This is a genomic window from Pollutibacter soli (assembly GCA_029269725.1).
Taxonomy (GTDB): domain Bacteria; phylum Bacteroidota; class Bacteroidia; order Chitinophagales; family Chitinophagaceae; genus Pollutibacter; species Pollutibacter soli.
On record JARJHS010000001.1, the window covers coordinates 524,149 to 536,471 of the forward strand.

The following is a 12,323-nucleotide window of genomic DNA, read 5'->3' on the forward strand; positions in this document are numbered from 1 at the left end:
ACTGTATGAAGAAACTTGATGGTTTAATTGCTGCCTGTTTTACACCATTCTTTGAAGACGGATCGATTAATTATGGTATGATACCAGAACTCGTTGATAAATTATACAACGATGGAGTAACCGGTGTATTCGTATGTGGAAGTAATGGTGAAGGTCCGAATATGACCACAGAAGAGAGAATGAGAGTGAGTGAGGCTTTTGTAAAGGCATCAGCAAAAAAATTATTGATTGTTGTTCATGTGGGTCACAGCAGTATTGCGGATGCAAAAATTCTTGCAGCGCACGCTGAAGAGATTGGCGCCGATGCCGTGTCTTCTGTTGCAGCGTTCTATTTTAAACCAATCAACGTTCAGAATCTGGCAGATTGTATGGCAGAGATTGCCAGTGCAGCGCCGAAACTTCCTTTTTATTATTATCATATTCCACATCTTACCGGCGTAAGTATGGATATGATTGAATTTTTAAAGATCGCTGAAACAAAAATTCCCAATTTCGCAGGGATCAAATACACTGCTTCCACAATTCATGAATTCCAGGCATGTCTGAATTACCAGAAAGGCAGGTTCCAAATTCTTTTCGGATTGGATGAACTGCTGTTACCGGCATTGGTAGTCGGTGGGAAGGCTGCTATCGGAAGTACATACACATTCGCTGCGCCTGTCTACCTGAAAACGATCGAACTTTTCAATAGCGGAAAAATTGCAGAGGCGCAGGAGAATCATGCATGGATAGTGGAATTCATCAGAATACTTGTCAAATATCCACCGATCCCCGGACAAAAGGCGATTATGAAAATGCTGGGGTGGGATCTCGGGCCGGCTCGTCTGCCACTGACAACTCTATCCCAACAGGCATATGAGCAATTTCAGAAAGAATTGAGCGCGATCGGATTTTTTGAAAAAGTACCGCAGGCAAAAAAGGCGCTTGCATGACCAATGGGCTGAATATCTAATCGAAAAATAATCCGATCTGCCAGAGTGGATGATTTAGATTGTAGGCCACAAAAATTTACGAATGCCCCGTTTGAAATATTTATTCTTTTTATTGATTTGTTTGCAGAGTATGCGTAACCAGGCACAGGACAAGTTGGACAAAAACTATTTTTCGTGGAGTCAATTGGAACCTGTACCTGATGCCGATGGTTTTGCAGGGTCTTATGCAGGTGTGAGTAATGGAACTCTTTTGGTAGCTGGCGGTACAAATTTCCCTGGAGGAAAAAGGCCCTGGACAAACGGAACCAAAACATGGTATGACTATATCTATGCTTTGGATAAACCCGAAGGAATCTGGAAACTCGTTGGGAAACTTCCAAAACCAATGGGGTATGGTGTTTCACTCAGTTACGACAATGGGCTTCTTTGTATTGGAGGTGGTGATGCAAAACAAAACTTTGCGGAAGTATACCTGCTTAAATATAACAATGGTAAAATAAGTACAGAAACATTTCCATCCATGCCCGGGCCACTGCTTAACGCGTGTGGTGTTGTTGCCGGTGATGTTCTTTATGTACAGGGTGGTATTGCCACTCCAACGGGCTTAACGCAAAATATTTTCTGGAGTCTGGATCTGAAATCAGGTAAAGAGTGGAATATTCTGGATACAATTCCAGCTGCTTCGAGAATGCTTGCAACTGCGGGTACCGTTGATGGTAAGGTGTACGTTTTTGGCGGCGTGAAACTGGAAATCACTCCCTCTGATTCGCTTCCACATAGAGAGTACCTGAAAGATGCATGGTGTTATGATAAATTGAAAGGCTGGAAAAAGCTTGCTGACCTTCCGAATCCGTTGGCAGCTGCTCCATCTCCGGCTTATAATGCTGGTCAATCTCATCTGATTTTATTTGGAGGTGATGATGGTGAGAATGCATCGAGGGTTCAGGAATTAAAAGATGGGCATCCGGGTTTCAGAAGTGAGATCCTGGCCTACAATACGATTACAGACACATGGTCGGTGACGGGCAAAATGCCCGTGGTTAAAAAAGAAGATGCGGAAACGAATCCTCACGGAAGCGTATACGCGCCGGTGACAACACCGTTAACGACATGGAATGGTAAAGTAGTCATCGCAGGCGGCGAAGCAAGACCAGCAGTAAGAACAAATAAGGTTCTTGTTGCTTTGCCTGAACAACCTAAAGGAAAATTCGGTGGCTTCGACTGGCTGGTAATTGCGCTATACTTCTGTGCAGTTGCTGGTATCAGTTACTATGTGTCAAGAAATATGGGTGATACCACCGGTGATTTCTTTCTCGGAGGACAAAAAATTCCCTGGTGGGCAGCGGGCCTCAGCATATTTGGTTCAAAACTCAGTGCGCTTACATTCATCGCAATTCCTGCAAAAACATTTGCCACAGATTGGGTCTTTATCATGAATAATATCATGATCCTTGTTGTGGCGCCCATTGTAACCTGGTTCTATCTGCCATATTTCAGGAAGCTAAAAATTACGAGCGTATATGAGTATCTGCAAATACGCTTCAATAAAAAGGTAAAGCTGCTCGGCAGCGCGACGTTCGTACTTTTTCAATTGAGTCGCCTTGGTGTTGTGATCTATCTTCCGGCATTGGTATTAAGTACAGTTACCGGGATCAACATCTTCGCCTGTATTTTATTGACTACATTGATCACCACAGCTTATAGTGTTGCGGGCGGAATAGAAGCCGTGGTATGGACGGAAGTCATGCAGGTATTTGTTTTACTCGGTGGCGCATTGGCCAGCTTTCTTTTCATTACTTACCACAATGATGGCGGCTTTGTTGCTCTTGTGAAAGAAGCGAATGCGCATGATAAATTCCGCATAGCGAATATGGGATGGGCGATGTCGCAACCCGTACTCTGGGTAGTGGCCGTCGGCGCTTTTCTCACAAACCTGGTCACCTATACTTCCGACCAGGTGGTGGTGCAAAGATATCTTACTACGAAGACAGAAAAAGAAGCACGGAAATCAATCTATACAAATGCATTGGTGGTGATTCCTGCAACACTGATTTTCTTTGGTGTTGGTACAGCACTCTGGGTTTTCTTCAGGCATAATCCAACGGAACTGAACCCGCATGGTCGCACAGATGATGTGTTTCCCTGGTTTATCTCCCAGGAATTACCAGCGGGACTGTCAGGACTTGTTATCGCTGGTTTATTCGCAGCGACAATGTCAACGATCAGTTCCAGCATGAACTCAATTGCGACTGTTGTCACAACTGACTTTTACAAGAACTGGAAAAAAGAAGCAACAGACAAACAATGCCTGCGGTTTGCCAAATTATTTACGATGGTACTCGGTGTCCTGGGCAGCCTGATCGCATTGTATCTCGTGTATTTGCAGAATGCATCGATCTGGGATCAGTACTTAAAAATCATTGGTCTTTTCGGAGGTTGTCTTGCCGGAATGTTTATGGCTGGAATATTTTTCCCGAAAATCAACAGCCGTGGTATCTTACTGGGCTTTTTGTTCAGTAGTATCGGCTTATACTTTGTTCAGAAATCGGATCAGATCAATTTCTTTTTATATCCTCTTTTCGCAGTATTCGGCTGCGTAATCATCGGGTATATTTTTAGCTTGATCTTTCCTGACAAACGAACTGCTGAAACAGCAATTGTATAAAATTAAAAACGGCAGTTATGTTGATTTACGTAGACACACCATTCAATGAAGAGCAAAAGGACCAGTTAACTTATGGATCGCCTGAAGATCTTTTTGTTTTCAAAGACGAGATTGAATCAAAAGAAGAACAGCTGGCAACATTGTTAAAGGCGGATATTCTTTTAGGCAATCCGAAACCCGTTGAATGGCTGGAAAAAGCGAATAATCTGAAATGGGTGCAATTGTATTCAACGGGCTTTGAATACTACAGAAATATAAAAATCCCTGCTGCGATAACAAATATGCAGGATTATTATTCACAGCCATGTGCTGAAACTGCTGTTGGTGGAATCATGGCGCTGTATAGAGGCATGGATAATTTCGGTGTGTTGAAGAAAGAGAAAAAATGGGTGGGATATACTTTGCGTGCACATCTGCAATTGCTGCAGGATAAAAAAGTAGTAATACTGGGATACGGAAATATTGGAAAAAGAGTTGCAAAAATTCTGAGTGGTTTTGATTGCGAAATAAAGATCTATGCACGTACTGCACCGGAGGCAACTATCCGTACAACGGATGATTTGCTGAAAGAACTGGGTTGGGCTGATATCGTGATCGGATGTTTACCAGGCACTGCAGAAACCAAAGGTTTGTTTACTTCAGAGATGATCCGCGCCATGAAACAGGGCGCCATATTCAGCAATGTAGGCAGGGGCAACCTGGTAGAAGATGAGCAGGTATTGATCGATGCATTAAATGAAGGGAAGCTGGGCGGAGCTGTGCTCGATGTTACTGCCGAAGAACCTATTCCCGCAGATCATCCGCTTTGGGATTGCCGAAATACGATTTTGAGTCAGCACTCGGGTGGTGGAAATGTGAGCGAATATTTTGGTATCGCACAATTTTTTCTTGAAAACCTGGAAAGATTTAAAAAAAATATCCCGCTGAAAAATCCGGTGGATTTCGGGCGGGGCTATTAAAAATTAAAAGGTATCCGGCTCCTTTCCGGTGAAGCGGGAAGACTGTTTGCACCTATGATTAATGCTGATTTGTTTGTTATTGTCATTCCTGGATGTTCAAAACACGATACCATTAAGAATGACGATATTGCTGCAGTATAACGCATCAATAACAAAAACTTAGAGCCATGACAACAGCCTCAACGACAACAGCCGAAAAAGCATTCACCGAAGAACTGAATGCACCCTTTACTATAACACCGGAAATGGTTGACTTCTTTTCCGAATATGGCTATATCAAAATCAAAAATGTGCTCAGCTCGCCATTACTGAAGTTTTATGGTAATGTGATAACGAGTGAAGTGAAAAGATTGAATACGCTGGAAAAACCGATGGAGGAAAGAACAACTTATGAAAAGGCTTTTCTTCAGATCATGAATATCTGGCGTGAAAATGACACGGTAAAAGATTTTGTATTCTCAAAAAGGCTTGCAAAGATTGCTGCGGACCTGATGCAGGTAAATGGAGTTCGTCTTTATCATGACCAGGCATTGTACAAAGAACCCTCGGGAGGTATAACCCCCTGGCATGCTGATCAGTTCTACTGGCCGTTGGACACACCAAAAACAATCACTGCATGGATTCCATTCCAGGATACGCCGATGGAAATGGGCCCGCTTGCTTTTGCAGAAAAAAGTCAGTCAGTTGAAATAGGTCGCGATATAGAAATTTCGGATGAAAGTGAAAACATCCTGCAGGAAGAATTGAGGAAGAGAAATTTCAATATGAATGACACACCATTCGAATTAGGCGAACTCAGTTATCATGCCGGCTGGTTGTTTCATCGTGCTGGTCCGAATAAATCAACAAAACCGCGGGAGGTAATGACGATGATTTACATGGATAAGGATATACGCATAAAAAAGCCATCGAATAGTTACCAGGTCAACGACTGGAACAGTTGGTGTTCAGGATATCCGATTGGAGGCGTACCTGAAGGGCCTTTGAATCCGGTGCTTTATGAACGTTAAACGTTAAATGTAGAACGTAAAACGTAAAACGTAAAAAGTAAAACGTTATACGTTCTAGGTAAACTTCTGTGAATAGATCGATCAAAAGCGATGGGCAAGAACCGTAGGTTCGATAATATTTTAGAGCCATAGGCTCGATTATATTATAGCCGCGGAATTCATTCCACGGAAAATGAATGTTAATTAAAATAGATAAAGAGCCGTAGGCTCGGCATATCATAGAGCCGTAGGCTCGATTATTTTTTAGCCGCGGAATTTATTCCGCGGGAAAAATGAATGTCAATTAATATAGATAAAGCGCCGTAGTCTCGACGATCTTATAGAGCCGAAGGCTCGATTTTCTTTTAACCGCGGAATTTATTCCTGGGTAAAGCGAATGCTAACCGATGCTAAGAGCCAGAGGCTCGATGATTTTTTTCGATATAACATCTTTACAAATAAATCATGTTTTCAGATTTGCAAAAGCAACAACTCGTCAAACAATTCCGCGAAGATGGTTTTGTGGTGATGAAAGGATTTTTGAACGATGCAGAGCTAAGCGAAGTTCGTGAACACCTGGATAAACTGATCAGTGAAAAAGTGCCGTCCATGCCGCCGGAAAAAGCTTTCTATGAGGATCACAAAGATAAAACTTCTCTTAAACAGATCCAGGCACTTTATGATGACGATGCCTTGTTTCATTCGATGATGTTCGAAAGCAAATTTGAAGAACTCGCATCGATATTATTGGAAGATGCCGTCATTGGAAAAAACATGCAGTATTTCAACAAACCTCCAAAGATTGGCAAGCCAACACCACCACACCAGGATGGATATTATTTCATGCTCGAACCGAATGAAGCTGTAACGATGTGGCTGGGTCTTGAAAATGTGGACGAAGAAAACGGATGTGTCAGATATATTAAAGGGTCGAACAATAAAGGTATGCGTCAGCATACGAGAACACAAACACTCGGTTTCTCCCAGGGGATTTCGGATTTCGGCACCGATGATGATAAAGCTAATGAAGTCTGGTTCGAAACAAACGCGGGTGATCTTTTGGTGCATCACTCAATGACGATCCATCGTGCAGACGGTAACAATAGTCAGGATCGTAGCCGCAAAGCCCTTGGCTTTATATACTATGCTGAAAAAGCAAAGGAAGACGCATCAGCAAAAAAGGAATACCAGGAAAAACTCGCAAAAGAAATCAGGGAAAAAGTAAAGTAATGGAACAAATCATCGGTCATAATTCACATCGATATACAATTGATAAAAACTGGGGTATACAGCATCCTGCAAAATATCCTGTGAATGATTGCCACGAAATGGTGATGGATAGTAAAGGGCGTTTGTTCATGCTAACTAACGACACAAGGAATAATATCCTGATCTATGATAAATCAGGAAAAATAACCGCCAGTTGGGGCACTACATATCCTGGCGCGCATGGTTTATCGATCTGTAACGAAAATGGAACGGAATTCCTGTTCATTACTGATACTGACAGACAGCAGGTTTTCAAAACTACGCTGGATGGTGAGGAAGTGATGGTTATGAGTGTACCGAAAGAGATAAAGGAATACACGTCCGGTGAGCAATTCAAACCTACTGAAACTGCGGTTGCGCCTGATGGTGATATTTATGTTACTGATGGATACGGTTTGCAGTTTGTCATTCAGTACAATTCAAAAGGTGAATATATCAGGCATTGGGGAGGTCTGGGTAATGGAGATGAACAGTTTGATTGCGTACATGGTATTGCCATAGACAATCGAAATCCGGATGCTGTATCCCTGATCATTACATCCCGTAACCACAATGCGTTAAAGCATTTTACCCTCGATGGAAAATACCTGTCAACCACAAAACTTCCCGGATCATTTATTTGCCGGCCGGTGGTTCATGGCGAAAACATTTACGGCGCTGTTTTCAGATCAGAAATGAATACGTTGAACAACTCAGGATATATTACCATCCTTGATAAAAACAATAAGGTGATTTCAACACCGGGTGGTACTGAACCTGTATATACTAACGGTGTGCTTCAATTGCAGAAAAAAGCAGATCACACTTTTCTACATCCGCATGATGTATGCGTAGACGATGAAGAAAATATTTATGTACCCCAATGGAATTCGGGCAAAACCTACCCGGTGAAACTTACAAGAATCAAATAATCTAAATCATATTGAAAATGTCACTGCACAGAAATTTCTTTAATTATCGTGATCTAACTTCTGAAGAGCTGGCCATCTTCAAGGAGAATGGTTATCTCGTCATTAAGAATATTCTTACTGCTGAAGGTCTTGATCAAATGCGCAGGGAATGTATGACTGCCTGGAATGCAGAGAAACAGGCATTCGATCCGGCTAAGTCGTGGTTGCAGAATTCTTTGCTTGTAAATATTCATCACCAGGCGCCTGCTGTCCGTGATTATTATTTCGAAGGTCCGTTGGTTGATATGGCTGCACAAATTATCGGGCCGAATATAAAAGGTGCTACATCGCAACTCACTTTTAAAATGGCTGGCAATACAAAACCATTTGGGTGGCACCAGGACAATGGTTATGGTGAGCTTGAACCGTACAATGCCCTTACTACTTTGACTGCCCTCGATGATACTGATCAGGGGAATGGTTGTTTATGGTTGATTCCTGGTAGTCACGCGGGTGGACAGATACGTGTAAATCAGACGGAAGAAGAAAAACAAAAGAAATCTGAGATCATTGTTGAAGCGGATGACAGTCTCGCAGTTCCAATGGAAATGCGTGCCGGAGATGCACTGATATTTAATTGCTGGATGTTACACAAATCAGATGGTAATCTTTCGAAAGATCGTGATCGAAGGATTCTGTTCCTGCGTTATGCCGATGCTGATGCTGTGGAAGTATATAATAATCGCAGACCCAGGTTGGGCAGATTAGTGAAAGGAGAAACAAGGTTTACTGAGGTGAAGGAGTTTGAAACAAACATTTAGATGGGAGACAGGAGTAAGGAGGCAGGAGAGAACAGCCGATCGCTGGTAAGGAAAGATTTTTTCATTTTTCAAAAAACATCTGATGATATCTGTAACTAAAAAATTCTTTTTTGTTGTTTCGTTGATGCTCAGCGTACAATTTCTGAATGCACAAACGCTGAATAGTATTTACAAGGCAGGTGAAGCGGGTTACAATTGTTTTAGAATTCCGGCGATTGTAAAATCTACAAAGAATACAATGCTTGCTTTTGCAGAAGCAAGAGTGAAGAATTGCGGTGATGCAGGTGATATCGACATCGTTCTAAAACGATCAATGGACGGAGGCAAAACCTGGTCCGATATCATCTTGGTCTGGAATGATGCTGAAAATACCTGCGGTAATCCGGCACCTGTGGTGGATGAAAGTACAGGCAACATTGTTCTGGTTACTACCTGGAACCTTGGAACGGATCATGAAAGGGACATCATCGCTCAAACGAGCAAGGATAGCCGAAGAGTGTATGTTCTCAATTCTGCCGATGATGGCGTGACCTGGTCTGCAGCTAAAGAAATCACATCAACTACAAAGAAAGCAGACTGGACCTGGTATGCGACCGGTCCGTGCAACGGTATTCAAATGCGTGAAGGCCCACATAAAGGCAGACTTGTAATCCCTTGCGATCATATTGAAGCTGCTTCAAAAAAATATTATTCTCATTCTATTCATTCAGATGATGGAGGTGTCAGCTGGACACTCGGTGGTACCACGCCGATGGATTCTGTAAATGAATGTACAGTAGCAGAATTGCCTGGTGGTAAGCTGATGTTGAACATGCGTAACTATGGGAAGTTGAAAAAATTCCGCCAGGTAGCCATCAGTGATGATGGTGGGGAGTCCTGGAAAGATCAGCATTGGGATATGCAACTGCCTGAACCCATTTGCCAGGGTAGTTTGATCTGGTACAACTATCCAGGGAAAAAACCAATGCTCGCTTTTTCGAATCCGGCAAATCAAAAATCAAGATCGAATATGACAGTGAAGCTAAGCACCAACAAAGGTAAATCCTGGAAAAAGAAGGTGGAGCTTTACGCCGGTCCATCAGCATATTCAAATCTTGTCGTACTTCCCAATGGTAATCTCGCTTGCTTTTATGAAGCCGGAGTAGCTAAGCCGTATGAAGGAATTGTTTTCGAAGAAATCGACTTTTCCAGATTGTAAAAAATAAAAAATAACCCCTGTGTTCTATGTTCATCCGATGTAGTGCGGAAAAAATTTGAACCACATAGGCACATAGGAAACAAAGTATACGCAAAAATAAACAGGATTGTGCTTACAGCTAAAAATCTCAAAGGAAACTGGGGAACCTTACTGTTACCCATCAACGAAGACAATTCCATCGACTTCGGACGATTGGGAAATGAACTGGATTACATGACCGCAGCAAAGATTGATGGCATATACTCCAATGGTACAGCAGGGGAGTTCCACAATCAATCAGAAGCAGAGTTTGATAAGATACAGGAATTGATGGCCGAAAAATGTCGTCGTGCCGGAATGCCTTTTCAGATTGGTGCGAGCCATCCTTCTCCGTTGATTTCATTGGAAAGATTGCGAAGAGCCAGATCATTGAATCCTTCAGCTTTTCAGATCATTCTTCCTGATTGGGTAACACCAAATTCTAAGGAGAGAACTGACTTCATAGCAGGGATGGTTGACGCAGCTGCTGATATTCCACTCGTACTGTATAATCCGCCTCACGCAAAACAGGTATTGAATCCATCAGACCTGCAGGAATTATCAAAAACATTTCCGCAATTGATTGGTGTGAAACTAGCAGGTGGAAATGAAGATTGGTTTAGGCAGATGAAATGGAGCATCGACTCATTTTCCGTGTTTGTACCAGGGCATTTTCTTGCTACAGGTTTTGCAACAGGCGTTGCCGACGGCGCTTATTCGAATGTAGCGTGTATTAATCCCAAAGCAGCACAGGATTGGTGGAACCAGATGCAAACCGATATCAGGAGCGCTATCAGCTTGCAGGAAAGGATACTCGCTTTTTTTGAAGAATGTATCGTGCCATTTAAGAATGCCGGTTTCTCAAATCCGGCGCTCGATAAACTCCTTGCCGCGGTCGGCGGCTGGTCTGATATAGGAACAAGATTGCGTTGGCCATATCGCTGGATCCCTCCTGATGTGGTAAAGAAAGTGGCTGACCGCGCTAAATACCATCTACCGGAATTTTTTAAAGTACAGTTATAACAAAACTCAACTCACCCCGCCATGAGAAAAAAATTATTACAGGCAATTCTGTTGATGATATGCAGTAATACTGTGGTCGCGCAGGCAATCGATACTACCGACCGTATCGCGGATACGATCAATATCCAGGATAAAAATTATTCAACAAAGAAACTTCCGGGCGGTTTGCAGGTGAAAGAAGACATTGGTATAGCAAGTTTCCCCTGGGTAAATGCGAAACTAATTCACCAGGCGCGTAACCGGATGGGAGGTCTTTACGAGACACGTGCTACGGTAACCCCCAAAGGTGATTATTTACTGATGTTTCCCGATGGTGGTCACTACGGGCCAGCAAAAGGGAAGAAAGTAAATGACATGCTTTCGATGCGCTCCCGTGACAAAGGAAAAACATGGGAGCCGGCAGTCATAGCATTCGATATCGATTACAACCAGCATGGCTTTATACCCTTCATTCCCAAAGGCAGCTCACGAATTTATGCCTTTGGAACGCAACCGATTGTTACACTTTATAATCCCGAAAACGGCTTGCAGGAAAATTCGCCTATAGGTTTCCGTTATTCCGATGATGACGGGTTTCATTGGTCCGAAGTGAGAATAATTCAACCGAAGAACGACTCCGGTTTTCGAGGAATGTCGGTAATGCGCATGACCGAGACCGATAAAGGCACCTGGATACTCGGCTCGCATGAAGGCGACTGGAGCTACAAGCCTTTGATCACCCGCCAGTATTTACTTCGTTCAACTGACCAGGGAAAAAGCTGGGAATTATTACCCGGCCGAAGACATGGCGGTTGGCATGCAAAAGGTTTCGGTCGAATGGATGAAGGTCGCCCGCTGGCTTTACAAGGAGATAGCGTATTTCTGATGACGCGTACCCCGGAAGGCCATTTCTGGTCAGCATACAGCGGTGATGATGGTAAAACATGGTCGGAACTGAAACCAACACCACTCGTACAACCTGATGCGCCGCCAATGCTGTACAAACTTTCTGATAACAAAACACTGATCGCTTTTCATCACAATCGGCATCATGACCTGAATTATACAGGCCTGAGCGGCACAAAGAGGGAAATCATGATGGACAGATCCGAATTGTGGTTTTCGCTTTCTTATGATAATGGACATAGCTGGACGGAGCCGCAATTATTTTTATTGAATGCATTGGCAGAGTCATATCCATCGCATTTCAGAAATTATCAGTGCAGTTATATCGATGCATTTGTTGACCAGGGGCAGATACACATTTTTATGCCGCATCGCTGGCAGCGTGTCGTGTATTTTACGGTCAAAGAATCAGATCTGAAAAAATTTCCTACGAAGAAAACGTTGTTGTCGGCTAAATAAATCTTTTGTTGTCATAACGGTTAGTTTTAGGGGTATTTGGAAGCTGATCAGGTTGTATCATGTCGCAGATTTCTATCTATCGCATCATGCAGCCTGAGACCTTCCTTCAGGGCTGTACGCAGGAGATGGGAGCCAGCCTGCCGGCAGGCTGGGCAGTAGATTCAAAGAGTAGCAGATAATATCAACATTTAGATATGCAGAGCAAACGTATACTA

At 43.0% G+C, this 12,323-nt stretch carries 10 protein-coding genes; all 10 read left to right on the forward strand.

Features of this window, described 5'->3' with window-relative positions; all coding sequences use genetic code 11:
- Nucleotides 1-5 precede the first annotated feature (5 nt).
- The 10 genes from P2W82_RS02235 to P2W82_RS02280 all read left to right on the forward strand — a co-directional run bounded on the left by P2W82_RS02235 (nucleotide 6) and on the right by P2W82_RS02280 (nucleotide 12,108).
- Complete coding sequence (locus P2W82_RS02235) at nucleotides 6-932, forward strand: dihydrodipicolinate synthase family protein (RefSeq protein ID WP_336514204.1); 927 nt, start codon at nucleotides 6-8, stop codon at nucleotides 930-932.
- Nucleotides 933-1,014: 82 nt separating this feature from the next.
- Nucleotides 1,015-3,597 carry a sodium:solute symporter family protein gene (locus tag P2W82_RS02240; RefSeq protein ID WP_336514205.1) on the forward strand — a complete coding sequence of 861 codons (2,583 nt, stop codon included), beginning with the start codon at nucleotides 1,015-1,017 and terminating at the stop codon, nucleotides 3,595-3,597.
- Nucleotides 3,598-3,614: 17 nt separating this feature from the next.
- A complete protein-coding gene (locus P2W82_RS02245; RefSeq protein ID WP_336514206.1) occupies nucleotides 3,615-4,556 on the forward strand; it encodes a D-2-hydroxyacid dehydrogenase in 942 nt (313 codons plus the stop codon).
- Between the two features lie 167 nt (nucleotides 4,557-4,723).
- A complete protein-coding gene (locus P2W82_RS02250) occupies nucleotides 4,724-5,566 on the forward strand; it encodes a phytanoyl-CoA dioxygenase family protein (RefSeq protein WP_336514207.1) in 843 nt (280 codons plus the stop codon).
- Between the two features lie 444 nt (nucleotides 5,567-6,010).
- Nucleotides 6,011-6,775 carry a phytanoyl-CoA dioxygenase family protein gene (locus P2W82_RS02255; RefSeq protein WP_336514208.1) on the forward strand — a complete coding sequence of 255 codons (765 nt, stop codon included), beginning with the start codon at nucleotides 6,011-6,013 and terminating at the stop codon, nucleotides 6,773-6,775.
- Nucleotides 6,775-7,725 carry a 6-bladed beta-propeller gene (locus P2W82_RS02260; RefSeq protein ID WP_336514209.1) on the forward strand — a complete coding sequence of 317 codons (951 nt, stop codon included), beginning with the start codon at nucleotides 6,775-6,777 and terminating at the stop codon, nucleotides 7,723-7,725. Before P2W82_RS02255 ends, P2W82_RS02260 begins: the two co-directional genes overlap by 1 nt.
- Before the next feature lie 17 nt (nucleotides 7,726-7,742).
- The gene (locus P2W82_RS02265; protein WP_336514210.1) at nucleotides 7,743-8,525 is read left to right on the forward strand and encodes a phytanoyl-CoA dioxygenase family protein; all 783 of its coding nucleotides are present in this window, start codon (nucleotides 7,743-7,745) and stop codon (nucleotides 8,523-8,525) included.
- A gap of 82 nt (nucleotides 8,526-8,607) precedes the next feature.
- A complete protein-coding gene (locus P2W82_RS02270; RefSeq protein ID WP_336514211.1) occupies nucleotides 8,608-9,723 on the forward strand; it encodes a sialidase family protein in 1,116 nt (371 codons plus the stop codon).
- A gap of 108 nt (nucleotides 9,724-9,831) precedes the next feature.
- Complete coding sequence (locus tag P2W82_RS02275; RefSeq protein ID WP_336514212.1) at nucleotides 9,832-10,764, forward strand: dihydrodipicolinate synthase family protein; 933 nt, start codon at nucleotides 9,832-9,834, stop codon at nucleotides 10,762-10,764.
- 21 nt (nucleotides 10,765-10,785) lie between these two features.
- Nucleotides 10,786-12,108, forward strand: a complete 1,323-nt coding sequence (locus P2W82_RS02280; RefSeq protein WP_336514213.1) for a sialidase family protein — start codon at nucleotides 10,786-10,788, stop codon at nucleotides 12,106-12,108.
- The last annotated feature ends 215 nt before the right edge of the window (nucleotides 12,109-12,323 follow it).

Coding starts and splice junctions, on each gene's coding strand:
- P2W82_RS02235 (WP_336514204.1), top strand. CDS start 6: ATGAAGAAACTTGATGGTTTAATTGCTGCCTGTTTTACACCATTCTTT.
- P2W82_RS02240 (WP_336514205.1), top strand. CDS start 1,015: ATGCCCCGTTTGAAATATTTATTCTTTTTATTGATTTGTTTGCAGAGT.
- P2W82_RS02245 (WP_336514206.1), top strand. CDS start 3,615: ATGTTGATTTACGTAGACACACCATTCAATGAAGAGCAAAAGGACCAG.
- P2W82_RS02250 (WP_336514207.1), top strand. CDS start 4,724: ATGACAACAGCCTCAACGACAACAGCCGAAAAAGCATTCACCGAAGAA.
- P2W82_RS02255 (WP_336514208.1), top strand. CDS start 6,011: ATGTTTTCAGATTTGCAAAAGCAACAACTCGTCAAACAATTCCGCGAA.
- P2W82_RS02260 (WP_336514209.1), top strand. CDS start 6,775: ATGGAACAAATCATCGGTCATAATTCACATCGATATACAATTGATAAA.
- P2W82_RS02265 (WP_336514210.1), top strand. CDS start 7,743: ATGTCACTGCACAGAAATTTCTTTAATTATCGTGATCTAACTTCTGAA.
- P2W82_RS02270 (WP_336514211.1), top strand. CDS start 8,608: ATGATATCTGTAACTAAAAAATTCTTTTTTGTTGTTTCGTTGATGCTC.
- P2W82_RS02280 (WP_336514213.1), top strand. CDS start 10,786: ATGAGAAAAAAATTATTACAGGCAATTCTGTTGATGATATGCAGTAAT.